Source organism: Oerskovia sp. USHLN155 (assembly GCF_037145535.1).
GTDB classification, from domain to species: Bacteria; Actinomycetota; Actinomycetes; order Actinomycetales; family Cellulomonadaceae; genus Oerskovia; species Oerskovia rustica.
The window spans coordinates 186,702-210,435 of record NZ_JBBCXG010000005.1 but is presented as its reverse complement, the minus strand read 5'-3'; the positions used below and the strand labels follow the sequence as shown (position 1 = coordinate 210,435).

At 74.4% G+C, this 23,734-nt stretch carries 19 protein-coding genes; 7 read left to right on the top strand and 12 right to left on the bottom strand.

All coding sequences use genetic code 11. The features are described 5' to 3' along the window. Nucleotides 1-10: 10 nt before the first annotated feature. From WFH32_RS08880 to WFH32_RS08860, 5 genes are read left to right on the top strand one after another with little or no spacing between them, the layout of a single operon-like run. Nucleotides 11-961, top strand: coding sequence for a DUF58 domain-containing protein (locus WFH32_RS08880; protein ID WP_336706987.1), 951 nt, complete (start codon nucleotides 11-13; stop codon nucleotides 959-961). Then, on the top strand, nucleotides 948-1,475 hold the full coding sequence (locus WFH32_RS08875; RefSeq protein ID WP_191796728.1) for a hypothetical protein: 528 nt from the start codon (nucleotides 948-950) through the stop codon (nucleotides 1,473-1,475). The genes WFH32_RS08880 and WFH32_RS08875 overlap by 14 nt, the downstream gene beginning before the upstream one ends. Next, on the top strand, nucleotides 1,469-2,542 hold the full coding sequence (locus WFH32_RS08870; RefSeq protein ID WP_336706986.1) for a vWA domain-containing protein: 1,074 nt from the start codon (nucleotides 1,469-1,471) through the stop codon (nucleotides 2,540-2,542). Before WFH32_RS08875 ends, WFH32_RS08870 begins: the two co-directional genes overlap by 7 nt. Further along, nucleotides 2,539-3,588: a vWA domain-containing protein gene (locus tag WFH32_RS08865; protein WP_336706985.1), complete on the top strand. Its 1,050-nt coding sequence runs from the start codon at nucleotides 2,539-2,541 to the stop codon at nucleotides 3,586-3,588. The genes WFH32_RS08870 and WFH32_RS08865 overlap by 4 nt, the downstream gene beginning before the upstream one ends. Beyond that, on the top strand, nucleotides 3,585-4,643 hold the full coding sequence (locus WFH32_RS08860; RefSeq protein ID WP_191796725.1) for a hypothetical protein: 1,059 nt from the start codon (nucleotides 3,585-3,587) through the stop codon (nucleotides 4,641-4,643). Before WFH32_RS08865 ends, WFH32_RS08860 begins: the two co-directional genes overlap by 4 nt. Nucleotides 4,644-4,676: 33 nt before the next feature. Here WFH32_RS08860 and soxR read toward each other — a convergent pair whose 3' ends face one another. Continuing rightward, nucleotides 4,677-5,147, bottom strand: coding sequence for a redox-sensitive transcriptional activator SoxR (gene soxR, locus WFH32_RS08855; protein WP_191796724.1), 471 nt, complete (start codon nucleotides 5,145-5,147; stop codon nucleotides 4,677-4,679). A gap of 151 nt (nucleotides 5,148-5,298) precedes the next feature. On the opposite strand from soxR, the gene WFH32_RS08850 reads away from it, so the two are divergent. Next, entirely contained in the window at nucleotides 5,299-6,783 is a 1,485-nt protein-coding gene (locus tag WFH32_RS08850; protein ID WP_336706982.1) for an MFS transporter, read from the top strand. Between the two features lie 9 nt (nucleotides 6,784-6,792). On the opposite strand, the gene WFH32_RS08845 is transcribed toward WFH32_RS08850, so the two are convergent. The 8 genes from WFH32_RS08845 to WFH32_RS08810 all read right to left on the bottom strand — a co-directional run bounded on the left by WFH32_RS08845 (nucleotide 6,793) and on the right by WFH32_RS08810 (nucleotide 18,655). Then, entirely contained in the window at nucleotides 6,793-7,644 is an 852-nt protein-coding gene (locus WFH32_RS08845) for a sirohydrochlorin chelatase (protein WP_336706981.1), read from the bottom strand. Further along, nucleotides 7,641-8,744, bottom strand: coding sequence for a uroporphyrinogen-III synthase (locus tag WFH32_RS08840; protein ID WP_191796757.1), 1,104 nt, complete (start codon nucleotides 8,742-8,744; stop codon nucleotides 7,641-7,643). Before WFH32_RS08840 ends, WFH32_RS08845 begins: the two co-directional genes overlap by 4 nt. Before the next feature lie 74 nt (nucleotides 8,745-8,818). Then, nucleotides 8,819-9,655, bottom strand: coding sequence for a uroporphyrinogen-III C-methyltransferase (gene cobA, locus WFH32_RS08835; RefSeq protein WP_336706980.1), 837 nt, complete (start codon nucleotides 9,653-9,655; stop codon nucleotides 8,819-8,821). Nucleotides 9,656-9,741: 86 nt separating this feature from the next. Beyond that, complete coding sequence (gene nirD, locus WFH32_RS08830) at nucleotides 9,742-10,155, bottom strand: nitrite reductase small subunit NirD (RefSeq protein ID WP_442946320.1); 414 nt, start codon at nucleotides 10,153-10,155, stop codon at nucleotides 9,742-9,744. Next, nucleotides 10,152-12,782, bottom strand: coding sequence for a nitrite reductase large subunit NirB (gene nirB / locus WFH32_RS08825; protein ID WP_442946325.1), 2,631 nt, complete (start codon nucleotides 12,780-12,782; stop codon nucleotides 10,152-10,154). Before nirB ends, nirD begins: the two co-directional genes overlap by 4 nt. A gap of 232 nt (nucleotides 12,783-13,014) precedes the next feature. Further along, the gene (locus tag WFH32_RS08820) at nucleotides 13,015-14,916 is read right to left on the bottom strand and encodes an FAD-dependent oxidoreductase (RefSeq protein ID WP_336706978.1); all 1,902 of its coding nucleotides are present in this window, start codon (nucleotides 14,914-14,916) and stop codon (nucleotides 13,015-13,017) included. Continuing rightward, nucleotides 14,913-17,225, bottom strand: a complete 2,313-nt coding sequence (locus WFH32_RS08815) for a molybdopterin oxidoreductase family protein (RefSeq protein WP_336706977.1) — start codon at nucleotides 17,223-17,225, stop codon at nucleotides 14,913-14,915. Before WFH32_RS08815 ends, WFH32_RS08820 begins: the two co-directional genes overlap by 4 nt. A 2-nt stretch (nucleotides 17,226-17,227) precedes the next feature. Further along, nucleotides 17,228-18,655 carry an MFS transporter gene (locus WFH32_RS08810; RefSeq protein ID WP_336706975.1) on the bottom strand — a complete coding sequence of 476 codons (1,428 nt, stop codon included), beginning with the start codon at nucleotides 18,653-18,655 and terminating at the stop codon, nucleotides 17,228-17,230. 388 nt (nucleotides 18,656-19,043) lie between these two features. Here WFH32_RS08810 and WFH32_RS08805 point away from each other — a divergent pair, with 388 nt between their 5' ends. After that, complete coding sequence (locus tag WFH32_RS08805; RefSeq protein WP_138822313.1) at nucleotides 19,044-19,412, top strand: hypothetical protein; 369 nt, start codon at nucleotides 19,044-19,046, stop codon at nucleotides 19,410-19,412. Nucleotides 19,413-19,593: 181 nt separating this feature from the next. Here the strand turns inward: WFH32_RS08805 and WFH32_RS08800 are convergent, their stop codons facing one another. The 3 genes from WFH32_RS08800 to WFH32_RS08790 form a co-directional block, all read right to left on the bottom strand. Beyond that, nucleotides 19,594-21,930 carry a choice-of-anchor A family protein gene (locus WFH32_RS08800; protein ID WP_336706974.1) on the bottom strand — a complete coding sequence of 779 codons (2,337 nt, stop codon included), beginning with the start codon at nucleotides 21,928-21,930 and terminating at the stop codon, nucleotides 19,594-19,596. Between the two features lie 111 nt (nucleotides 21,931-22,041). After that, nucleotides 22,042-22,167, bottom strand: coding sequence for a hypothetical protein (locus tag WFH32_RS08795; protein ID WP_336706972.1), 126 nt, complete (start codon nucleotides 22,165-22,167; stop codon nucleotides 22,042-22,044). A gap of 67 nt (nucleotides 22,168-22,234) precedes the next feature. Beyond that, entirely contained in the window at nucleotides 22,235-23,674 is a 1,440-nt protein-coding gene (locus tag WFH32_RS08790; RefSeq protein WP_336706971.1) for a dihydrolipoamide acetyltransferase family protein, read from the bottom strand. Between the last annotated feature and the right edge of the window lie 60 nt (nucleotides 23,675-23,734).

Below are 23,734 nucleotides of genomic sequence, written 5' to 3'. Positions count from 1 at the left end.
CACGGTCCCCATGACAGACGTGTCGCGACTGGCCCAGGTGCGGGCCAGGCTCGAGCTCCCGCTGGCCCGGCGGGCCTCAGGGCTGCTCGAGGGGCGGCACCGCTCGATCCTCAAGGGGCACGGGCAGGACTTCGACGACCTCCACCTGTACGCACCGGGCGAGGACGTGGGCGACATCGACTGGAAGTCGAGCGCCCGCGCGGGCATCCCCGTGGTCCGCCGGTTCGTGCGCGAGTCCAACGTCAACCTCGTCCTGGTCGTGGACACGGGCCGCAACATGGGGGCGACGGCTGCGAGCGGGGAGCCCAAGGCCGACGTCGTGAGCTTCTGCTGCGCGCTCGTCGCGTACCTCGCGCGCGATCGCGGAGACCGGGTCGCGCTCGTCGCGGCAGATGCGGAGCGCGTGGTCCAGCTTCCCCCTCGGGCCAGCACGCGGGACCTCGAGGTCCTGCTCCGCACGGTCGAGGGCCGGCTGGGCGTCGACGCGCCCGCGAGCGACCTGAACCGCGCTCTCGACCGTGCCCTGAGCGCCTTCCGACGCCGGTCGCTCATGGTCGTCGTGACCGACGAGGCGCGCCCGGGTCCGGAGCACGAACCTCTGCTGCGGCGTCTGCGCGTGCGCCACGAGGTCATGGTCGTCGCGGTCGCGGACCTGTCGCCCGTCGCGGGCGGCCTCGTACCGGCGGGTGCGGACCGTGCGATCGCAGCCGCTCCGACCGGCGGGACCTCCCGGCGGACGACGCAGGTCGTCGACGTCGACGGCACGCTCGACCTGCCGCCGTTCCTGCGTGGTCGCGCAGACGTCGCAGCGGGCGCGGCGCAGGCCGCGCGCGCCCGGCGCGAGTCGGTCGTGGCCCTGCTGCGTTCGCTCGAGACGGAGGCCGTGAGCGTGACCGGGACGCACGACGTCGTGCCGCGCTTCGTCGAGCTGCTGGGGAGGGCCAAGCGTGCCCGACGATGAGCTCTACGCCCCCGCGCTCTACAGCGGCTGGTGGGCGGCCCTCGGGGTGGTCCTCGTGCTGCTGGTCGTGGGCTGGGTCGTGTTCGCGCTGGTGTCCACGCGCGCGTCGGCCCAGGAGAAGGCCTCACGGTTCGCGCCACCTTGGGCGTCCCCGGGCCTCTACGACCCGTTCGCGGGGCTGCGCCTCGAGTTCGAGTCGCGCCTCGACGCGGTCGAGGCGACCTATCTCGCGGGCGGGCTCGACGAGCGCGGTCTGCACCTGGCGCTGTCCAAGGAGGTCCGCGGGTTCGCGTCGGGACGCCTGGGCGTCGACGCCTCGGTGCTGACCCTCTCGGAGATCGAGCACATGACGGGCACGCAGCACCTGACCCGCCTGATCGCCCGGTACTACCACCCGTCGTTCGCGGAGGACGTCGTGCAGGCCGTCGGGCCGCCGACCGGGCAGGAGCAGGGCGGCACGCCCACGGGCAAGGAGTCGATCGACCGCGCCCGTTCGGTGGTGAGGACGTGGTGACGCCGGGGCCGCAGGGCGCCTCGATCCTGTGGCCGTGGCTCCTGGCTGCGGTCGTGGTCCTCGTCCTGGCCGCGGGTGCGACGGCGTGGTGGCTCGCGCGCCGGCGTCGGGCGCGGGCGGAGAAGGCACGGCCCGACGACGTCACGTGGGTCGCGAACTCGTCGTACCTCGCACAGGTCCCGGCCTTCGCGGCATGGGTGCGCCGTTACCGGACGCTCCAGGTCGCGGGCCTCGTGGGGCTGCTCGTCGCGCTGGTGGGTGTCGGCGCGGTGGCTGCCCGGCCGGTCGAGACGGACCTGGTCGTGGACCGTCTGGGGACCCGGGACATCGTCCTGTGCCTCGACGTGTCGGGCTCCATGACGGCGTACGACGGAGAGATCCTCAAGGTCTACTCGGAGCTCGTGGACAACTTCGAGGGCGAGCGCATCGCGCTGTCGATCTTCAACTCGACGTCGCGCACCGTGTTCCCGCTGACGGACGACTACACCCTGGTCCAGGAGGAGCTCGCGGCAGGCGTCGCGGCGTTCGACAAGGACCCCAGCACGCTCGACTTCAGCAGCGAGCGCGACGAGAAGGACATCCTGGAGTTCCTCACGTACACCGCGGGGACCCTCGCGAACGAGTCCGCGGCGAGCCTCATCGGTGACGGGCTGGCGAACTGCGCGCTGCAGTTCGACGAGGAGGCCACCGACCGGTCGCGCTCGATCATCCTCGCGACCGACAACTACGTCGCGGGCGAGCCCATCTACACCCTCGAGGAGGCCGCGGCGCTCGTCGCCTCGCGCGACATCACGCTGCACGGCATCTACGGCGGTTCCGACCTCTACGCGGGCACCCCCGAGGAGACGGGGTACCGCGAGGTCGTCGAGGCCGGCGGCGGGCTGTACTTCCTCGCGGGCGACCCGCAGGCCGTCGAGGGCATGGTCGAGGACGTGGTCGCGCAGCAGGCCGTCGAGCTCGACGCGAGCCCCGAGGTCGTCGTGACGGACCTGCCCACGATCTGGTTCCTCGTCGCGACCGCCGGAGCCGCCCTGCTCGTCGTCGTCGCCTGGAGGTTGCGCGAATGACCATCCAGCCGTTGATCCCCCTGTGGGCGTGGGCCGCCGTGTTCGTCCCGCTGCTCGGCCTCGCCGGGTGGCAGCTCGTCGTCGCGCTCCGTGGTCCCTCGCGCAGCGCCACCGAGCAGAGCACGCCCGCCGGACCGCGCGGCGCGTGGGTCCGGCGCACCGCGCTCGTCGCGGTCCTCGCCGTGGTCGGGCTCGGTCCGTCGGTCCCCGTGACGGACCGCGACACGTCGGTCGCGAACGTGGACATGTTCTTCGTGGTCGACCGCACCGGCTCCATGGCGGCCGAGGACTTCGACGGCACGAACGAGCGCCTCGTGGGCGTGCGGCACGACATCGCGGGACTCACGGCCGACATCCCGGGGGCGCGCTACTCGATCATCTCGTTCGACTCCCAGGCCAGCCGCCAGGTCCCGCTCACGACCGACGCCCGGGCCATCACGTCCTGGGCCGACACGTTCAAGCGCGAGATCACGCTCTACTCCAAGGGGTCCCTCACCGACCGACCCCTCGACGCGCTCCGGTCCGCGCTCGAGGGGGCCGCGACGGACCGCCCGGCCAACCTCCGCCTGGTGTTCTTCCTGTCGGACGGCGAGCAGACCGCGGACGGCGAGCCCCGCTCGTTCGAGGACCTCGCACCCTTCGTCGACGGCGGCGCCGTCCTCGGCTACGGCACCCCGGAGGGCGGGCGCATGAAGGAGTACATGCCGGGCGAGGACCCGGCGACGGCCGAGTACCTGCGGGACCCGTCGCGCGCGACCCTCGACGACCCCGACTCGCCCGACGCGCTCTCGGTGATCGACGAGGACAACCTGCGGGCGATCGCCACCCAGCTGGGCGTGCCGTACGTGCACCGCGAGACCACCGCCCCGACGGCGGAGCTCGTCGCGGGTGTCGATCCTCAGCAGGTCGCGGCGGACGGCAGGCGCCTCGTCACGGCCTACCGTCCGGTCGTGTGGCCGTTCGCCCTCGTGGGCGCCGTGCTGCTCGGCTTCGAGGCGTGGGCAGCGGGCCGCTCGGCCTCGCGTCGGGTGGGGGTGCGCGCATGAGCGGCGACGGCCGGCCGCCGCAGGCTCCTCAGCCGCCGCCGTCGTGGGGCGGTCCCGACGCGCCCGGCGACCGGCGACCCGTGCACGGCGGCTCGCCGTTCCCGGCCCCCCGGCCCGGCACGCTCTCCCCCCAGGGTGCGGCGATGCGCACGAGGCGGCTGCGCCGTCGGGCGCTGCTGCTCCTCCTGCCTCTCCCGTTGCTGGTCGCCGCGCTCGTGCTCGGCGCCAAGCTGGTCTCCCTCCCGGTGGTCGCGTCCTACGCGTCCGGGCGCTACGACGCGGGCGACTACACCGACGCCGCGGCGAGCTTCGGCCTCCAGAAGACGATGAACCTCGTCGACCCGTGGAAGGCGTGGTTCAACACTGGTACCGCGGCCCACCGTGCGGGCGACGACACGGCCGCCATCTCCGACCTGCACCGCGCCTACGACCTCGCCGAGGACGAGGAACCCATGGTTCGCTGCCGGATCCAGGTCAACCTGTCGATCTCCTACGAGACCTCGGGCGACTACGAGACCATCATGGGCGAGGACCTCCTGGCACAGAAGGCCGCGCTCGAGCACGCGCTCGCGGCACGGGACGCGGGCGAGGACTACGACCAGTACGTCGTCGACCCCTACGGCACGGGCGAGGAGCTCGATCCCCAGGACCTCCAGGACGAGGCCGCCCAGTGGTTCTCGTTCGCCGAACGGTCCTTCGCGACGGCCGAGCAGGTCCGCGGCTGGCCGGGCTGCGAGGAGCAGACGCCCGAGGAGAAGGAGCAGAACGAGGCGTCCGTCCAACGTCTGCAGGACAAGCAGCAGCGGGCGAAGGACGCGCAGCCGCAGGAGCCCCAGGTCCCGCAGGGCGATTCGCAGGGCGAGGAGCCGCCGCCCGAGAACGACCAGAGCGAGCAGGAGCGGGCCGAGGCCGAGCGGCAGGAGAAGCTGCAGCAGCAGAACTCCGAGGCCCGCGACGACGAGGACCAGAGCCGGCAGGAGTACCAGGAGTACTTCGGTGGCGAGGACCCCGCGGACGGGTCGGGAGACGGCGGAGGGTCCTCGAAGAACTGGTGAGCCGCCGCGCTCGCGGCGTCCCCTCGGTCGACCTCAGTCGTCGAGACCCTCGACGAGCAGGGTCCGTGGTCCGGGGCCTTCCTCGGCGAGCACGTCGTGCGGGTTGGCCAGGACGCACTTGCGCAGGGAGAGGCACCCGCACCCGATGCAGTCGGTGAGGTGGTCACGCAGGCGCACGAGCTGTTCGATCCGGGCGTCGAGGTCGGCATGCCACATCCGGGACAGCCGCCGCCAGTCCTTGGCCGTCGGGGTCCGGTTCTGCGGGAGCGTCGCGAGCGCCTCGCGGACCAGCGCGAGCGGGATCCCGACGCGCTGCGAGACCCGGATGAACGAGACGCGTCGCAGGGTCTCGCGCGGGAAACGGCGCTGGTTGCCCGGGGTGCGGCGTGCCGTGAGCAGACCCTCGCGCTCGTAGAAGTGCAGGGCTGACACCGAGACGCCGCTGCGGCGAGCGAGCTCGCCGACCGTGAGCTCGTCGTCCGGGTGGGGCCCGTCGTCAGGCATGATTGCTCCAGGCATTCGTCGCTCCGTCCATCGTCGGGACGAATCCACTTGACCTCGACAATGGTTGAGGTTCGAGACTAGTCGAAGCGCTCGATCGGGCGCACACCTTCCGCGCAGCCCCACGGGCCCGCGCCCACCCCTGCGAGGAATCATGGAACCGCCACGCCCCGAGGCTCCCGACGCCGCGGTCGCCGCCGCGATCGGCGACTCCCCCGATACCTCGACCACGCGCACGACGACCACGGCCACCACGGCCGTCGAGGCTTCCGACGCGCCGCCCGCGGCTCCCGCCGGCGCGGGCCTGTCCCCCGCGACCCAGCGCACCGTGCTCGTCGGCATGGTGGCCCTGGTCCTGCTCGGTGCCTTCGAAGCCCTCGCCGTGGCGACCGCGATGCACACGGTCGCGACGGCGCTCGACGGCATGGCGCTCTACGCCGTCGCGTTCGCGGGCTCGATCGCCGCGAGCGTCGTCGGCATGGTCGCCGCAGGCCGGTGGTGCGACCGGTTCGGGCCGAGCCCGTCGCTGTGGGGCGGCGTGGGCATGTTCCTCGCGGGACTGGTCGTCTCGGGGCTCGCCCCGACCATGGGGGTCTTCGTCGCGGGACGCGTGGTGCAGGGGCTCGGCACGGGGATGTACATCGTGGCGCTGTACGTGCTCGTCGCGCGCGTCTTTCCCGAGGCACGGCGACCTGCGGTGTTCGCGGCGTTCGCCGCGGCGTGGGTCGTGCCGTCGCTCGTCGGTCCCGTGATCTCGGGACTCATGGTCCAGCACCTCGGGTGGCGCTGGGTCTTCCTCGCGGTGCCCGTGCTCGCCGTCCCGGCCGTGCTCATGATGCGCCCGGGCCTACGGGCCGTCGACCGTGACCGCCGCGAGGTCACCCCCGACGCGGCCGGGAACGCGGCCCTGTGGTGGGCCGTGGCCGCCGCGGTGGGGATCGGGCTGCTGCACTTCGCCGGGCAGCAGGAGGGAGCGCGGCTGTACCTCCCGCTCGTCGTGGCGCTCGCACTCGTCGTCGTCGCCGTCCCGCGCCTGCTCCCGCGCGGCACGGCGCGCGCCGCCCGTGGCCTGCCGTCGGTCATCGCGATCCGCGGCCTCGTCGCAGCGGCCTTCACCGGGACCGAGGTCCTGCTCCCCCTGCTCCTCCAGTCCGAGCGGGCCCTGTCCCCGACCCTGGCCGGTGGCATCCTCACCTTCGGGGCGATCGGCTGGTCGGTCGGCGCATGGCTGCGCGGCAAGGCGCACTGGGGCTGGTCGCACGCGCAGTTCGTGCTCGTCGGGTCGCTGTTCGTCGCGGGCGGGATCTCCGGCACCGTGCTGCTCGCCTGGGCCGCGGTGCCGCCGATCGTCGGCATGCTCGCCTGGACGTTCGCGGGCCTGGGCATGGGCCTGGTCCACCCGACGCTCTCGGTGCTCACGCTCGCGCTGTCCCCCGAGGACCAGCAGGGCGCGAACAGCTCGGCGCTCCAGGTGTCCGACGCCCTGTCCGCGGCCATCGCGCTCGCCGTGACGGGCTCGATGCTCGTGGTGCTGCGGGCGCCCCTGGGGCTCTGGGCGTACGTCGTGTGCTTCGGTGTGATGGTCTCGATCGCGCTGCTCGCGGCGTTCGTCTCGCCGCGGACCCGGGTCCCTGCCTGAGGGGTCGCGTCAGCTGCCCGCGAGCGCCTTGACGCCCTCGGCGTAGCGGTCGAGCACGATCGCCGTCAGGCGGGCGTCGGGCGCGAGCGGGGCGGTGACGAGGTCGGCGCCCGTCTCGAGCAGCCGGTCGTGGAAGAAGCCGGGAGCGAGCAGATAGGCGGCGACGACCACGCGCGGAGCGGGTGTGCCCGTCCGGCCCGGGACCGTCGCGGCGAGCGTCTCGCGGGCGGCCCCGACGGCGTCGCGCACCGTCGGGGTCGCCATGGCGCCGAACCCGACCGTGACGGGGCCGTCGTGGTGCGCGCGCAGGAACTCGGCGACCGCCTCGACGTCGCGCGCGGCGCCCGCCTTGCTCGACCCGGCCGCGGCCAGGACCACGGCGTCGTGCGGACGGACCCCGGCCTCGGCCAGGCGGTCGGCGAGGATCTCGGCGAGGCGCGGGTCGGGGCCGAGCGCGCGGGCCGCGGTCGCCGCTCCGTGCTGAGGGCCGCGGCCCTCGTGCTCGGGCGAGACGGCCTCGGTGATGTCGACGTTCACGTGGAATCCCGTGGACAGCAGGAGCGGCACGACGACGGCCGCGCCGCCGGGGCCCTCGCCCGCGGCGGGCGGCGCGACGGCCTGCGTGACGACGTCGGCGACCTCGGGCTGCTGGACGTCGACGAACGCCTCACGCACGTCGAGCTCGGGGCGGGTCGCGCGGACGTCGTCGAGGATCGCACGGATCGCGGCCTGGCCGTCCGGGTTGTTGGTGCCGTGCGAGCAGCCCACGAGAACGGGTCCGCCCACGCCGCTCGGGGTGCGGGCCGACGGCGCGCTCCCCTCGGTCGCGTCAGAGGGGAACCCCAGGATCTCCGTGCTCATGCCAGCTCCAGTCGATAGCCACGTTTGACGACGGTCTTGACGAGGGTGCGGTCGCCGACCGCCTCGCGCAACCGGGCGACCGCGACCTCGGCGGCGTGCGGGTCGCGCGAGTCGCCGGGCAGCGCCGCGAGGACCTGGTCCCGCGTCACGACGTCCCCCGCCCGGTTCCCGGCGCGCGCGGCCAGCAGCCGCAGGACCTCGAGGCCCGACGGCGAGAGCGGCAGGACGCGGCCGTCGAGCACCGCGACGCGCGAGCGGATCTGCAGGTTGCCCGCGACGGTCACGAGCGCGAGCGTCTCGGCGTGCTCGTAGTGCCCGACGAGCGTGCGGACCAGCGCGCCGAGGCGGCCGCGGTCCGGCTGGAGCGTCGGGATGCCGCGGTGCGCGAGCGGTCGGGCCGTGATGGGGCCGACCGCCGCGGCGATCATGGCGCCGCCGGCGAAGCGTGCGACGACGGCGTCCCCGACGCCCTCCGACTCGGCCGCCGCGAGCCAGGCCTCGGCACCCGGGGCCGACGTGAAGACGACCGCGTCGATCTCCCCGGCCGCGGCGGCGTGGACCGACGCGCGCAGCGCCCCCTCGTCGGGCGGCGGCCCCCAGCGGTACACGATGAGGCTCGCGACGTCGGCCCCCGCCTGCGCGAAGACCACGTCCAGGCCGTCCGCCCCCGCGCCGTGGTGCTGGACCGCGATCCGCAGCCCGTCGACCCCCTCGCCGAGCAGGACGTCCGCGATCTCGCCCGACGTCTCGGACTCGGCGACCCAGTCGGCCTGGAGGCCCGCGGCCTGGATCGCGCCGCGCGCCTTGGGGCCGCGCGCGACCAGGCGGGCCCGGCTCATGACGTCCAGCAGCTCGTCGGCCAGGCCGTGCGCGTCGGCGGCCTCGATCCAGCCGCGGAACCCGATGCCCGTCGTGACGACCACGACGTCGGGCGGGTGCGCGACCAGGTCCCGCGTACCCGCGAGCAGTGCCTCGTCGTCCTCGTTGGGCACCATGCTCAGGGCGGGCGCGTGCCGCACCTCTGCGCCCCGTCGGGACAGCGCCGCGGCGAGCTCGGCCGACCGGCGGTCGGCCGTGACGAGGACCGTGCAGCCGGCCATGACCTGGCCCAGCGCGGGGCGGTGTCCGCCGGTGGGCTCGCCCGTGACGTCCGCGACGTCCGTGACCTGATCCGTCACAGGGCGGGCTCCGGCACGAGGGTGGACAGGACGGGCAGCGATACCGAGGCGTCCGGGACGAGCAGGCCCTCGGCCGCGACGTCCCCCACGACGACGACCGCGGGCGCGCGGACCCCGACCTCGGCCGCACGACGGACGAGCGTCCCGAGCGTGGCGCGCGTGACCCGTTGGTGCTGCGTGGAACCGGACTCGACCACGGCGACGGGCGTGGCGGCGTCGGCCCCGGCGGTGACCGCCTGGTCCGTGATCTCGCTCAGCATCGACACTCCCATGAGGATCACCAGGGTAGCCGTGCGGTCGCGCACCGCGGCCAGCGCGACCACGCCCAAGGGCTCGTGACCGTTCACGACCAGGAACGCGCCGACCGTACCGCGGTGCGTGAGGGGGATGCCCGCGAGCGCCGGGACGGACAGGGCGCTGCTCACGCCGGGCACGACCTCGACCGGGACGCCCGCGGCCCGGCACGCGAGGACCTCCTCTCCGCCCCGCCCGTAGACGAACGGGTCGCCGCCCTTGAGCCGCACGACCCGTCGCCCGCGGCGGGCCTGCTCGACGAGGATCGCGTTGATCTCGTGCTGCGGGACGGGGTGGTGGCCCGGGGACTTGCCGACGTCGACGACCTCGACGCCCGCGGGCAGGTCGGCGAGGACCTCGGCGGGTCCCAGGCGGTCGGTCACGACGACGTCGGCGCCCGCGAGCGCACGCCAGGCGCGCAGCGTGAGGAGGTCGGCGGCACCGGGTCCGCCGCCCACGAGCACGACCGAGCCGCCGGGGACGGTGCCGCTGTTCCCGCCGGTCCCGCCGGTCCCGTCGGTGCCGCCGGTGCCGCGCATGCGGTTGCTGTCCGCCGGGCATGCGGTGGGCGTCCGGTCCGGGCCGGATCCCGACGACGACCGCATGCTCGGCACCGAGGGGGGCGTCACGGTGTGGGGCCCGTCGGGACGGCGACGTGCACGACACCGTCGCGCACCTCGACCGGCCACGTCGCCAGGTCCGGGCCCGCCGCGAGCACCGGGAGGAACCCGACGGGGTCGAGGCACTCCCCCGTCTCGAGCGCGAAGACCTGCTTGTACATCGGGGACGCGACGGTCGGCACCCCGCGGCGCGTTCCGACGATGCCGCGCGACATGACGTTCGCGCCGCTGAACGGGTCGAGCTGCTGGACCGCGAGCACGCGGTCGTCGGTCAGGCGGAAGAGCGCGACCTGGTTCCCGCCGACGAGCGCCGCGGCTCCGCGCTCGACCGCGAGGTCCGCGACCCCGCACACGGGCTGCCACACCGGCGCAGCCGTCGTCCCCGTCGTGCCCGTCGTGCCCATGGCCTGCGCGCTCATGCCCGTACCTCCAACGTCGTCCCGGCGATCAGTACCGCGCCCGCGGCACCCGCACGCTCCGCGGTCGTCGCCGGGCGAGGCTGCCCGCGCTCGGCCACGTAGGCGAGGTCCGGGTCCGCCGTCGTCGGCGCGTTGACGAACGACCCGAACCGCCTGAGCTTCTCGGGGTCCTCCAGGACCGCGCGCCACTCGTCCTCGTACGCGTCCACGTGGAGCGCCATCGCCGCGTCGAGGTCCGCCGCGATGCCCAGCGAGTCGTCGAGGATCACCGCGCGGATCCCGTCGAGGCCGCCCTCGACCTCGTCGACCCACACCGACGTGCGCTGGAGCCGGTCGGCGGTGCGGACGTAGTACAGGAGGAAGCGGTCGATCGTCCTGATCAGCGTCTCGTCGTCGAGGTCCTCCGCGAGGAGCCGCGCGTGCCGGGGCGTGAAGCCGCCGTTGCCGCCCACGTACACGTTCCAGCCCTTGTCGGTCGCGATCACCCCGACGTCCTTGCCGCGCGCCTCGGCGCACTCGCGCGCGCACCCCGAGACGCCGAGCTTGATCTTGTGCGGCGACCGCAGGCCGCGGTACCGCAGCTCGAGGCGCACGGCCATGCCCACCGAGTCCTGCACACCGAACCGGCACCACGTCGACCCGACGCACGACTTCACGGTCCGCAGCGACTTCCCGTACGCCTGCCCCGACTCCATCCCCGCGTCGACCAGGCGGCGCCAGATCAGCGGGAGCTGCTCGATCCGCGCCCCGAACATGTCGATCCGTTGGCCGCCCGTGATCTTGGTGTAGAGCCCGAAGTCCTTCGCGACCTGCCCGATCACGAGCAGCCCCTCGGGCGTGATCTCCCCGCCCGGGATACGCGGGACCACCGAGTACGTACCGTCCTTCTGCATGTTCGCCATGACGTGGTCGTTGGTGTCCTGGAGCGCGGCCTGCTCGCCCGTCAGGATGTGACCGTTGCCCAACGAGGCCAGGACCGACGCCACGACCGGCTTGCAGATGTCGCACCCACGACCAGGACCCGCGCCCGGGAGCCCGGCCGGGGCGACGCCGTCGGGCATCGCTGCGACCGGGGCCGGGACGCGACCGAACCGCGCGATGATCTCGCTGAACGTGTGCAGGTCCGCGACGCGGACCGCGTCGAAGAGCTGCGCCCGCGAGAGCTCGAAGTGCTCGCACAGCGCGTTCGAGACCTCGATGCCGGCCCTCTCGAGCTCGGTCGTCGTGAGCTTCTTGACGAGCGGGAGGCACGAGCCGCAGCTCGTGCCCGCCCGGGTGCAGGCCTTGACCGCGGCGACGTCTGTGCACGCGTGCTCGGTCACGGCCCCGCGGACCGTCCCCGCGGTGACGTTGTTGCACGAGCAGACCGTGGCGTCGTCGGGCAGCTCGAGCCCTGCCGCGCCGCCGCCCGCGGCGCCCTCGGGCAGGAGGAACGAGCCGGGGTCGCCCGGCAGCTCGCGCCCCAGCATGGGCCGCAGGGCCGCGTACGGCGACGCGTCGCCCACGAACACGCCGCCCAGGAGCGTGCGCGCGTCGTCGGACAGGACGAGCTTCTTGTAGACGCCCGCGACGGGGTCCGCCCAGACGAGCTCCATGGCGCCCTCGGTGCGCGCGAACGCGTCGCCGAAGCTCGCGACGTCCACGCCGCGCAGCTTGAGCCTGGTCGCGGTGTCCGCGCCCGGGAACGTCGCCGCGCCGCCCAGCAACCGGTCCACGACGACCTCGGCCATCGCGTAGCCCGGGGCCACGAGGCCCAGGCACCGGCCCTCGATGCACGCGACCTCGCCGACCGCCCACACGTGCGGGTCCGGCGTACGGCACGACAGGTCGACGACCGCTCCCCCGCGCTCGCCGACCGGCAGGCCCGCGCCCCGGGCCAGCTCGTCGCGCGGCCGGACGCCCGTCGCCAGGACGACGACGTCGACGTCGAGCCGCCCGCCGTCCACGAAGTCGAGGCGGCCCACGTGACCCGTGGCGCGCGCGGGCCGCATCTGCTGGGTCGCGGTGCTCACGCGCACCGCGATGCCCCTGTCGTTGATGAGGCGACCGAGCGCCTGCCCGCCGCCCAGGTCGACCTGCGCGTCCATGAGGTGCGTCCCGAACTGGATGACGGTCGCCTGGGCGCCGAGCGCCTCGAGCGCTCCCGCGGCCTCGAGCCCCAGGAGCCCGCCGCCGATGACGGCGCCGCGCACCGGGCGGTCGTACGACACCCCCGAGCGTTCCGCGCGCTTGGCCTCGACCCACCCACGCAGGGCCGCGACGTCGTCGATCGTGCGGTACACGAACACGCCCGGCAGGTCGTTGCCCGGGATCGGGGGCCGCGCCGCGTCCGAGCCCGTCGCGAGCACGAGCTCGTCGTAGTCGTGGACCCGGCCCAGGCGGTCCGTGACCTGGCGGGCCTCACGGTCGATCGAGTCGACACGGCAGTCGCGCACCAGGCACACGAGCGGGTCGTCCCACAGCGCCGGGTCGCCGAGGTTGAGCTCCTCGGGGTCGCGCGCCGAGAAGTACGAGGTCAGCGCCACCCGGTCGTACGGGTAGCGGGGTTCCTCGGCGAAGACGGTGACCCGCCACTCGCCGGCGGTGTCACGGGCGCGCAACGCCTCGACGAGACGCTGGGCGACCATGCCGCCGCCGACGACCACGAGGTGGCGGGGAGAGCTCGATGATGCGGTCACGGGGGCTCCTGGGGGGTGCGGTCCGGGTGTCCGGGAAACGGCTGCTGCTCCGGACACTAGGGATGCGCGGTTTCCGCGCCGCTCCCGCCCCTTTGCCCCTCCGTAACGTTCTTCTCACGCCCGCCGGGGCCCGCACGTGAGAACGTGCCGCGCGCCCGCGAGCGCCGCCCCGGGAGCCCTGTCAGCGGGGGGCGCCGGCGGGTTCGGGGGCCGTGGGATGCGCGGGCGCGGGGCCCTCCTGCTCCGGGTCCGCTCGCCGCAACCAGTCGGCGAGCCCGCACACGACGTCCTTGCACCCGCCGCAGCCGGTCGTCGCGCGCGTCGCACGGGCGATGTCCGTGGTGCTGCGCGCCCCCTCGCGCCAGCTCGCGACGATGTCGCCCTTGCTCACGCCGTTGCAGCTGCACACCGTGGTCCGGTCGGGCATGCGCGTGGGGTCCGACGCCGGGGCCGCGGCCTGCGCGACGGGTCGCAGCAGGAGGTGGGCCGGGTCCGCGGGCACGGGGACCCGCCGCGTGTAGGTCGCGGCGAGGTCGGCGCCGACCTGCGCGGCGCCGACGACGGTCGCCCCGACGAGGAACCCGCCCGCGACGACGACCTCGACGTGGCGTCCCGCGTCGGGGTCGGTGAGGCGGAGCGTGCGGTGGGTGGGGTCGTGGGGACGCCGCGAGCCGCAGACTCCCATCGCGACGACGTCGAGGCCCGCGGCCTTGAGCCGCACGACGTCGGTGGGTGGCGCGGGTGGCAACTCTCCAGCCGGACCCTCTCCGGCCGACGACCGCGCCCCACCGCCGCGAGGGGCGTCCCGAGCTGCGGCCACCTGGGGTTCCTGGGAGCCGTGGACCCCCGTTGGCCTCATCTCGCGAGGGCCGCGACCCGGCGGACCCCACGCGCTCCGCTCCACGCCGAGCGCGATCCGCAGCGCCATGCTGGGCCGGTCCTCGTCGACGAACCGGACACGGGGGCGCGTCCTCGGCCCCTCGGGGTCGTGCGCAGGACGCCCCGGCGCGTCCCCAGGTCCCGCCAGGGACACCCGGAGGGCGAGCCGCGCCGCGAGCCGCCGCGACTGCTCCCACCCCTGAGCGATCAGCCCCGTCCCGCCCTCGGGCGGCTGCGCGCAGTCACCGATCGCGTACACGTCGGGGTCGTCGGGGCTCGCCAGCCCCTGCCCGACGACGACGCCCCGGTCCACCGTCAGGCCGGCGGTCCGGGCGAGGGTCGCCTCGGGCACCGTCCCGCACGCGAGCACGAGCAGGTCGGCCGGGATCTCGTCGGCCGGGCCGGTCGGGTCCGCGGCAGGTGGCCCTCCCGTGCCGCCCGCCCCGGGCGCGCCGGGCGCGCGTCCGCCGTCGGCCACGAGGACGAGGCCCGAGACCACCGCACCCCCGTCGCCGACGCCCCGCACCACGACCTCGCGCGTGCGCGTCCCGGTCCGCACCGTGATCCCGAGCCCGGCGAGCGTACGCAGGGCTGCGAGGCCCGCGTCCGGGCCGAGCTGACGGTCCATGGGGCTCGCGCCACCGTGCACCACGGTCACCGCGAGGCCGCGCCGGGCCAGGCCGCACGCGACCTCGAGCCCCAGGACCCCCGCACCGATCACGACGGCGCGGCGGGCGTTGGCGGTCGCGGCGACGATCTCGCGCGCGTCGTCGAGCGTGCGCAGGGCGTGCACCCCGGCGGGCAGCGACCCACCGGGCCCCGCACGCAGGCCCGGGAGGTCCGGGATGCGCGCGGCCGAGCCGGTCGCGAGCACCACGGCGTCGTACGGGAAGGCCCCGTCGCTCGTGAGCACGGTGCGCGAGGCGCGGTCGATCGCGATCGCGGGCGCACCGCGGTGGACCTCGACGCGCTCGTCGTCGGCCGAGGGCAGGGTCAGCGCACCGATGTCGGCCCGGCCCGCGACGACCTCGCTCAGCAGCACACGGTTGTACGGCTCGTATCCCTCGTCGCCGAGCACGGTGACGTGCACGGCCCGGGCGCGGCAATCCCGACCCGGTCCGACGCTCGCGAGCAGGTCGGCCACGAACCGCGACCCGACCATGCCGTCGCCCACGACGACGACCCGGAACATGGCGTCGGTCATGCGACCACCTCCTCGGAGCGCTCAGACATCCTGTCGACGAACGGGCCCGCGTCGACGCCCGTGTCCGGCTCGACCGCGACCGCGCAGACCTTGAACTCGGGCATCCCGGAGACCGGGTCGGTCGCGTCGGTCGTGATGCGGTTGACGCTCCCGGCACCGCTCCAGTGGAAGGGCATGAACACCGTGTCGGCGCGGATGTCGTCGCTCCACCGCGCGGGGGCCCGGACGTCGCCCCGGGCCGACGTGAGCCGCACCGGGTCGCCGTCGCGGATGCCCAGACGGAACCCGAGGATCGGGTGCATCTCGACGAACGGACCGGGCACGATCCGGTCGAGGTCGGCGACGCGGCGCGTCTGCGCGCCCGACTGGTAGTGCTGCAGGACGCGGCCCGTCACGAGGTAGACCGGGGCGTCGGGCCGCAGGTCGTCGCTGGGGCCGACGTGGTCGACCGCGACCATGCGCGCGCGCCCGTCAGGGGTGTGGAAGCGGTCGAGGAACAGTCGCGGGGTGCCGGGGTGCGCCTCTCCCCCGGGCCTCGTCGACGGCACCGGCCAGTACAGCCCCGGCCCGCCCGCGGCCTCGTCGGCGTCGAGCCGGGCGTGGCTGAGCCCCGAGTAGTCCGCGACGCCGCCCGCCGAGGCCCGCGCGAGCTCGTCGAAGACCTCGGCCGGGTCGAGGGGGAAGGGCACGGTCGAGCCCAGCCTGCGCGCGAGCTCCGCGAAGACCCACAGCTCGGACCGCACGTCTGCCGGCGGCGTCACGGCCTGCCGTCGGCGGATCACGCGCCCCTCGAGCGACGTCATGGTCCCCTCCTCCTCGGCCCACTGCGTCACGGGCAGCACGACGTCGGCGCGCAGCGCGGTCTCGGACGGCACCAGGTCGCACACCACGAGCAGGTCGAGGGCGTCGAGCCGCTCCGCGACGCGCGTCGCGTCCGGGGCGCTGACCAGCACGTTCGAGCCGTGCACGAGCAGCGCCCGCGGTCCGCCCGGCGTCCCGAGCGAGCGCAGCAGCTCGACGGCCGGCCTCCCCTGCCCGGGCAGCGAGGCCGGGTCGACGCCCCACACCGCGGCGACGTGGGCGCGCGCGGCGGGGTCGTCGATCTTGCGGTAGCCGGGGAGCTGGTCGGCCTTCTGCCCGTGCTCGCGCCCGCCCTGCCCGTTGCCCTGCCCGGTGATCGCGCCGTACCCGGACCCGGTCCGGCCGGGCAGGCCCAGCGCGAGCGCGAGGTTGATCGCCGCAGTGACGGTCGCGGTCCCCTGGGTCGACTGCTCGACGCCCCGGCCCGTGAGGACGTACGCCCCGCGCCCGCCGCGCGCGGGCGAGGCCGCGGCGAGGAGCCGAGCGACCCGGCGGAGGTCGTCGGCCGGGACGCCGCACACGGTCTCGGCCCGCTCGGGCCACCAGGCCGCGACCGCTCGCCGCGCGTCCTCGACACCGGACGCCCGCGCCGCGAGGTACTCGTCGTCGGCGAGGCCCTCGGCCCACACGACGTGCAGGAGCGCGAGCAGCACCACGAGGTCGGTACCCGGTACGGGCTGCAGGTGGACGCCCTGGGGCGGACCCTCGCGCGGTCCCGTGAGCGCGGCGGTCGCCGAGCGTCGTGGGTCCACGACCACGAGGCCGCCGCGCTCGCGCACGCCCGCGAGGTGCTGGACCGAGGGCGGCATGGTCTCGGCGAGGTTCGAGCCGAGCAGCAGCACGGCGCCGGCCCCCGCGAGGTCGGCGAGCGGGAACGGCAGGCCGCGGTCCGCACCGAACGCCCGGTTCGCCCCTGCGGCCGCGCTCGCCATGCAGAAGCGCCCGTTGTAGTCGATGTTCGCGGTGCGCAGCACGGTCCGCGCGAGCTTGCCCAGCGCGTACGCCTTCTCGTTGGTGAGTCCCCCACCGCCGAAGACCGCGACCGCGTCGCGCCCCGACTCGGCCTGGATCGCCGTGATCGAGGCGGCGACCCGGCCGAGCGCCTCGTCCCACGTCGCGGGCCGCAGCTCGCCGCGCGTCACGACGCCCCCGGCGTCGACCGTGCGGTCGCGCACCAGCGGGACCGTGAGCCGGTCGCTCGCCGTGAGCAGGCTCGCGCTGGTCCAGCCCTTCTGGCACAGCCCGCCCTTGTTGGTGGGGAACTCGCGCGGTGCGACGACCACGGGGGGCGAGGCTCCGTCGTCGGGCACCCGGTCCTGCGCGGGCGTGAGCGTCATGCCGCACTGCAGCGCGCAGTAGGGGCAGTGCGTGTCCCGGCCCGACGGCGCCGCTCGCCCGGTGCGGACAGCGTCCCCCGGGGCGTGGGCCGGCCGGGCGACGGGCTCCATGCTCAGACCCCCGCCGCGGCCAGCGACGCACCTCGGCGCTGGTAGACGGCCCACGTCACGACAGCCATGACGGCGTACACGCCGATGAAGATCCACAGCGCCGGGACGAGCGACCCCGCGAGGTCGTTCGAGACCGCGAAGCCGCGCGGGATGAGGAACCCGCCGAACGCCCCCACGGCCCCTGCGATCCCGATGCACCCCGCGGCCGCCTTGCGCACCCGGAGGCGGTGGGCGGCGCGCTCGTCGTCGGGCAGTCCCTTCGCGGCCGCCTCCCCCGACGCCGCGAAGACCGCGGGGATCATGCGGTAGGTCGCGCCGTTTCCGATGCCCGTCGCGACGAACAGCAGCAGGAACGAGCCGAAGAACGGCCCGAACGAGTGCGACCCGAGCGCCTGGATCGCGCCGAACGCGCCGACGGCCATGACGGCGAACGCCGCGATCGTCACGCGCGCACCGCCGACCCTGTCGGCGACGATCCCGCCGAGCGGTCGGGACACCGAGCCGACGAGCGCACCGAGGAACGCGATCGAGAGCGTGACCTCGGGGAACTGGTTCTTGAGCAGCGTCGGGAACGCGCCCGAGTAGCCGATGAACGACCCGAACGTCCCGATGTAGAGGAACGAGATGATCCACGTGTGCCGGTTGCGGGCCGCCGCGGCGAACGACCGCACGTCCGCCCTGGCGTGCGACAGGTTGTCCATGAAGCGCCACGCGAGGAACGCCGCGAGCAGCACGAACGGGATCATCATGAGCCCCGCCCGCTCCAGGGCGATGCCCGCCCCCGTCACGATCACGAGCGGCACCGCGAGCTGGACCGCGGCCGTCCCGAGGTTGCCGCCCGCGGCGTTGAGCCCGAGCGCCTTGCCCTTCTCCTTCTCGGGGTAGAAGAACGAGATGTTGGCCATGGAGGACGCGAAGTTGCCGCCCCCGACCCCGGCGAGCGCCGCGACGAGCAGCATCACGCCGAACGGCGTCTCCGGGTCCTGCACCACGACCGCGAGCGAGACCGTGGGCACCAGGAGCAGCAGCGCGGACACGATCGTCCAGTTGCGTCCCCCGAACAACGGGACCGCGAACGTGTACGGGATGCGCAGGGTAGCGCCCACGAGGCTGGGGACGGCGATGAGCCAGAACTGCTGGTCCACGGTGAAGGTGAAGCCGGCCGCGCCGAGCTGCGGCACGACGATCGACCACAGGGCCCACACCGCGAACCCGAGGAACTCGGCGAACACCGAGATCCACAGGTTGCGGGTAGCGACCTGGTGGCCGCCGTCGCGCCAGAACGTGGGGTCCTCGGGGTCCCAGTGCTCGATCCAGCGCCCGCGGCGTCGGGACGGGGCCGCTCCGGGCTCCGGGGCCTGCGTCGACCCCGACGACGGCGCGAGGGTGGTGGTCGTGACCTGCGGGGTGGGACCTGCGGGGACGGGCATGGCGCCTCCTGGTGGGACCTGGGTGAGACCTGGGCGGGACCGGGGCCGGCGGGGTCGGCGAGTGACGCCCGACCGGTACCCGTGACCGTAGGAAGCGCGTGTTTCTGCCGGGCACGGTGCCCGTTTCCCGTCCGTAAGGGTTTGCGCACACCGCGGCCGGCCGGGCTGTGAGCCGCTCCTGCACCGTCCGCGAGGAGCGCAGTGACCAAACCGTCAGGTGATTTCCGGGCGGTGCGGCGTTTCATCCTGCCCGAGTCTCACGAAGCCGGTTTAGACTCGCGCCAGTCCCTTCGACGGCGGCCGGGCTGGGCGCGCTCCGACCGCTGCACGACGGGGCGCACCGCCGGACCCACGTCCAGGGGTTGAGATTCGAGAAAAGGATCCACGCATGCCGCGACAGAGCACCGCTGCATCCGGAGCGGTCAACCCGCTGCGCGCGCTCGCCGCGCTCGTCCGTCTGACGAACGCGCCCGCACCCCGGGACGTCGACCACAGCGCGGCCCTGTGCCGGGTGTGCGCCTGGTACCTCGACGAGGCGGGCTGGACGCTCGACGGCCCCACCCACACGATCTGCGACTGCTGCGGCGCGGAGAGCGGGATCGACGACACGACCCCCGAGCGCATCATCGCCTACCGCCGCCGCTGGACCCGCGGCGGCCACGTCTGGTTCGACCCGACGCGCAGGCCTGCGGGCTGGTCCTATGACGACGGCCTGCCGTCGGACACGCAGGACCGCTGGAGCGCCGCGCGTCACTGACCGTCGACGTCGTCGGGGCCGGGCAGGACCCGGTCGGCCGACAGGAGGAGGGGGTGGGGGGGCGGGGCCCCCCGGGGGGGGGCCGGGCGGGGGGGGGGGGGGGCCGCGGCCCCCCCCCCCCCCCCCCTCCTCGTTCGCCCTCGGCCCGCGCCTCCTCAGCGGGCCGGCGCGGCCGCACGAGCTACTTCGTGCCCGACGTCCAGCGTCGGCGGGCGCCGACCGCCGCGAGGCCGACCGCGACGAACAGCACCGACAGTCCCGCGATCATCGCGATGTCCGCGCCCGTCGTGGCGAGGTCGCCGTCGGGGGCCGTCGGGACGGACGGCGTCGGCGTCGGCGTGGGGGTCGGCACGGCGTCGGCCGCGTTGGTCACGACGACCTCGGCCGAGGAGCCACCGCCCACCACGAGCCGGTTCGTGGCCTGACCGTCGACCGTGATGGTCGGCGTCCCCCAGGTGATCCCGGGGACCCCCGGCAGCGCGATCTCCTCGAACGTGACGACCGTGCCCTCGGGCAGGTCCTGCGGCCCGGCCACGGGGGTCCCGTCCGCGGGCACCTGGACGTCCTGGCTGACGGTCGTGCCGTTGAGCGCGTAGGAGTAGCGCACGGTGAACACGGTGTCCGCAGGCACCTGGGCGGCGGCGCCGCCGTCGAGCGCCTTCGCGATCTCGAACCCGCCCACGGTGCTGCGGAACGTGTTGGTCACGGTGACCGCGACGATCCCCGTCTCACCCGTGCCGATCACGACGTCCGTGGGGTCGACGTCGGAGCCTGTCCACTCGTAGGTGTCTGCGGCGAAGTCCCCCGGCTCCTCGGCGAGCGGCGCCTCCGTGAAGGTGCACGTGGTCCCGACCGGGAACCACGCCTCGTCACCGCCGACGTCGGGGCGGACCGTCGCGCCTGCCGCAAGGCTCACGGTCCCGGACGTCACGACCGGCGCGACGGCGACGCCGCCCACGAAGGCCCCGGCCGAGCACTGCCAGTCGACGTCGAACGTCCGGTCACCGACGTACCCACCCTCGGGTCCGGACACGGCCTTCGTCAGGTCGACCGTACCGAGCAGGGTGTTGACCAGGCCGATCGTGATGTTCTGGCCGACCGTCTCGATCGTGAACGTGTCGGTCGCCTCGCCGTCGATCGTGAACACCGGGTCGGCCCACTGCCTGTCCCCCACGTCCACGGGGACGAGCACCCCGTCGACCTCCTCGTAGATGCCGTCGAGGTCCTCGAGGATCTCGCACGTCACGCCCACCGGGAGGTTGCCGAAGACCGTGACCTCGTCGGCCTTGACCGACCAGCCGGTGATGAAGACCGACCCGTCCTCGAGGGTGCAGCGCGCCGACCCCGTGAAGACGAGGTTCGTCAGCCCGGATCCCGGGGCCACGGACTTGGTCACGGTCACCGACCCGACCTCGGTCGGGAGGGGCGGGACGTCGTCGTCGCACGGGAACGCGTAGTTCCAGGGGTAGTTGTGGTGCTCGGTACCCGCGCCACCCATCGTGTAGTCGCCTCCGACGAGGATGCGGCCGTTGGTGCTGGTCGTCGCCGTGAGGTTGATACCAGGGCCCATGATCGACCCCATGAACTGGCCGTTCTGCCCGATCGACACGTCGGTGTCCCCCGTGAAGTTCCACATCAGGCTCGACGCGAAGGCACTGAAGCCGGGGAAGCCGAACGCGTCGACCCGCACGCCGTCGGCCGTGAAGTCCTGCGGCGAGAAGGTCACGGGTCCGCCGGTCACGTTGACCACGATCGAGTCGCCGTCCGGGATGCCGTTGAACTGGAGGGCGGTCGCCCCGTTCAGGCTCGCGGCGTCGATCGCGAAGACCTGGAGCCCGGAGTGCGACGGGTCGTCGGGGCCCGCGGTGAAGATCACCGTGCCGCCCGACGCCGCGGTCGCCCCGTTCACCGAGAGCGCGGCCAGCTCACCCGAGACCGTGACCATCTCCCCGGGGAAGACGTCAGGGTCGTACGGGGCCAGCGCCGGCCCCTGCCCCATGTTCTCGATGGCCCCCGCGCCGTTCGTCACGAGCCGTGACTCGTCCTCGATGTCTCCCCCGGTGTGCACGGCGCCACCGCCCGTGGCCCCCGCGCCGACGTCGACCGTCGACGAGGGACCGATCGTCAGGTTCCCGCCCACGGCCAGCATGGTCGAGCCGGGCGTGGGCGCCGCGCCCGAGCCGGCCCCTACGATCCCGACGTTGAAGATCCCGTTCCGCTCGAAGCTCGCGTCCCCGTGGACGACGAGCAGCCCCTCGCTCTCGGCCGCGTTCTCGTTCGCCGTGAAGTCCCCGCCGACGTACACCGAGACGGCGTTGTCGGTGAAGAGGGGCGGCCCCACGGTCCCGTCGTTGTCCTCGTCGGGGCACGTCGGGAGCTGGTCGGCGGCGGCCGGCGCGACGAACGGCCCGACCGCCGCGGCCCCGAGGGTCAGGGCGGCCGTCAGGGCGAGGACCGACGTCGAGGCGACCAGCCGTCGACGCGAGGTCAAGCCTTCGGGGGAGCGGGTGTTCGTCATCGGGCACGCCCTTCCTCGTCGAGTCCTGACAGTCTCTGGTCAAGCGGGAGACCGGGCAACCGGTAGGGATTCGTCCCGGTGAACCGCGAGGTGCCCGACCTGGACCGGACGTCAGGACTGCGCCGGACCCGCCACCTGGGCGGCGAGGTGCCGCTGTTCCGGGGTGCTCGTGGCGTGCGCGGCGGCCCGGCGGTAGTGCTCGAGCGCTGCCGTCCGGTGCCCGGCCTGCTCGCTCACCGGGGGCACGAGGAGAGGGAGCGCGCAGGTCGCCCTGCGCGCTCCCTCCCGGTGGTCCGCGGAGCCGTCAGCCCCAGACGAGCGCCTGGGCCGGGTCCTCGAGGATCTTCGCGACGTCGGCGAGGACGTACGCACCGAGCGCGCCGTCGACCAGGCGGTGGTCGAAGCTCAGCGCGAGCTGCGTGACCCAGCGCTTCTTGATCTTGCCCTTGTGGACCCAGGGCTGCTCGCGGATCGCGCCGAACGCGAGGATCGCGGCCTCGCCCGGGTTGAGGATCGGGGTGCCGGTGTCGATCCCGAACACGCCCACGTTGGTGATCGTGATGGTCCCGTCCGACATGTCGGCGGGCGACGTGCGGCCGGCCCGGGCCGTGGCCGTGAGGTCGGCGAGCCCCTGCGCGAGGCCCTTGAGGTCGAGGCGGTGCGCGTCCTTGATGTTGGGCACGACGAGCCCGCGCGGCGTCGCGGCCGCGATCCCCAGGTTCACGTAGTGCTTGTAGACGATCTCCTGCGCGGCCTCGTCCCAGCTCGCGTTGATGTCGGGGTGGCGGCGCACCGCGAGCAGCAGCGCGCGGGCCGTGATGAGCAGGGGCGTGACGCGGACGTCCTTGAACTCGCGGTCCTCACGGAGCTTCGCGACGAGCTTCATGGTCTTGGTGACGTCGACCGTGTGGAACTCGGTCACGTGCGGGGCCGTGAAAGCGCTCTGGACCATGGCCTCGGCCGTGCGCTTGCGGACGGACTTCACGGGTACGCGCGTCTGGCGTCCGTCGGGGGTCACGGACGAGCCCGTACCTGCGTCGTTGAGCCAGGGCGAGTCGTCGCCCGCGTAGGTGGCGAGCGTGCGCGGCTCGGAGCGTGCGTTGTAGGCGAGGACGTCCTCGCGCGTGATGATCCCGCCGGGGCCGGTCGCGGGCACGGACGCGAGCTCGACGCCCAGGTCGCGCGCGAGCTTGCGCACGGGGGGCTTGGCGAGGACGGTCCGGCCGGCGGTCGCGGCGGAGACCAGGGCACGGATGGGGCCCGACGGCGCCGGTCGCGCAGGCTCGACGGCGGGTGCCGGGGTCGCCCGAGCGGGAGGCGCGGCGACGGGAGCGGGGCGCTCCGCCGTCGGGCCGGCGGACGCAGCGGCGGCCCGGCGCGGGCGACGCGCGCTCGCCTGCTCGGCGACGCCGTAGCCGACGAGCACGGCGCCGCCACCCTCGGCAGCAGGTGCCTCGGCCGCAGGGGCGGCGGGAGCGGACGCCGACGGCTCGCCCGTCGGGTCCGTGTCGACCACGATGATCGGCACGCCGACCTCGACCGTGTCGCCCTCGGCGACGAGCAGCTCGGTGACGACGCCCGTGTAGGGGGACGGGAGCTCGACGAGCGACTTGGCCGTCTCGATCTCCACGATCGTCTGGTTGACCGTGACCTCGTCACCGACGGCGACGTGCCACTGCACGATCTCCGCCTCGGTGAGTCCTTCGCCGGCGTCAGGGAGCTTGAACTGCTCGAAGGTGGGCACTGCCTGCTCCTCGGGTGGTCGTGCTGCTGTGGTCAGGGGGTGGTGCGACGGGCCGAGCGG

What these genes read in the sequence shown, in the direction of transcription:
- WFH32_RS08810 (WP_336706975.1), bottom strand. Translation starts at nt 18,655, where the DNA reads ATGCCCGTCCCCGCAGGTCCCACCCCGCAGGTCACGACCACCACCCTC.
- WFH32_RS08845 (WP_336706981.1), bottom strand. Translation starts at nt 7,644, where the DNA reads ATGAGCACGGAGATCCTGGGGTTCCCCTCTGACGCGACCGAGGGGAGC.
- WFH32_RS08820 (WP_336706978.1), bottom strand. Translation starts at nt 14,916, where the DNA reads ATGACCGACGCCATGTTCCGGGTCGTCGTCGTGGGCGACGGCATGGTC.
- nirB (WP_442946325.1), bottom strand. Translation starts at nt 12,782, where the DNA reads ATGGTCGCCCAGCGTCTCGTCGAGGCGTTGCGCGCCCGTGACACCGCC.
- WFH32_RS08850 (WP_336706982.1), top strand. Translation starts at nt 5,299, where the DNA reads ATGGAACCGCCACGCCCCGAGGCTCCCGACGCCGCGGTCGCCGCCGCG.
- cobA (WP_336706980.1), bottom strand. Translation starts at nt 9,655, where the DNA reads ATGCGCGGCACCGGCGGCACCGACGGGACCGGCGGGACCGGCGGGAAC.
- WFH32_RS08815 (WP_336706977.1), bottom strand. Translation starts at nt 17,225, where the DNA reads ATGGAGCCCGTCGCCCGGCCGGCCCACGCCCCGGGGGACGCTGTCCGC.
- soxR (WP_191796724.1), bottom strand. Translation starts at nt 5,147, where the DNA reads ATGCCTGACGACGGGCCCCACCCGGACGACGAGCTCACGGTCGGCGAG.
- nirD (WP_442946320.1), bottom strand. Translation starts at nt 10,155, where the DNA reads ATGAGCGCGCAGGCCATGGGCACGACGGGCACGACGGGGACGACGGCT.
- WFH32_RS08860 (WP_191796725.1), top strand. Translation starts at nt 3,585, where the DNA reads ATGAGCGGCGACGGCCGGCCGCCGCAGGCTCCTCAGCCGCCGCCGTCG.
- WFH32_RS08865 (WP_336706985.1), top strand. Translation starts at nt 2,539, where the DNA reads ATGACCATCCAGCCGTTGATCCCCCTGTGGGCGTGGGCCGCCGTGTTC.
- WFH32_RS08840 (WP_191796757.1), bottom strand. Translation starts at nt 8,744, where the DNA reads ATGGCCGGCTGCACGGTCCTCGTCACGGCCGACCGCCGGTCGGCCGAG.
- WFH32_RS08800 (WP_336706974.1), bottom strand. Translation starts at nt 21,930, where the DNA reads ATGACGAACACCCGCTCCCCCGAAGGCTTGACCTCGCGTCGACGGCTG.
- WFH32_RS08805 (WP_138822313.1), top strand. Translation starts at nt 19,044, where the DNA reads ATGCCGCGACAGAGCACCGCTGCATCCGGAGCGGTCAACCCGCTGCGC.
- WFH32_RS08880 (WP_336706987.1), top strand. Translation starts at nt 11, where the DNA reads ATGACAGACGTGTCGCGACTGGCCCAGGTGCGGGCCAGGCTCGAGCTC.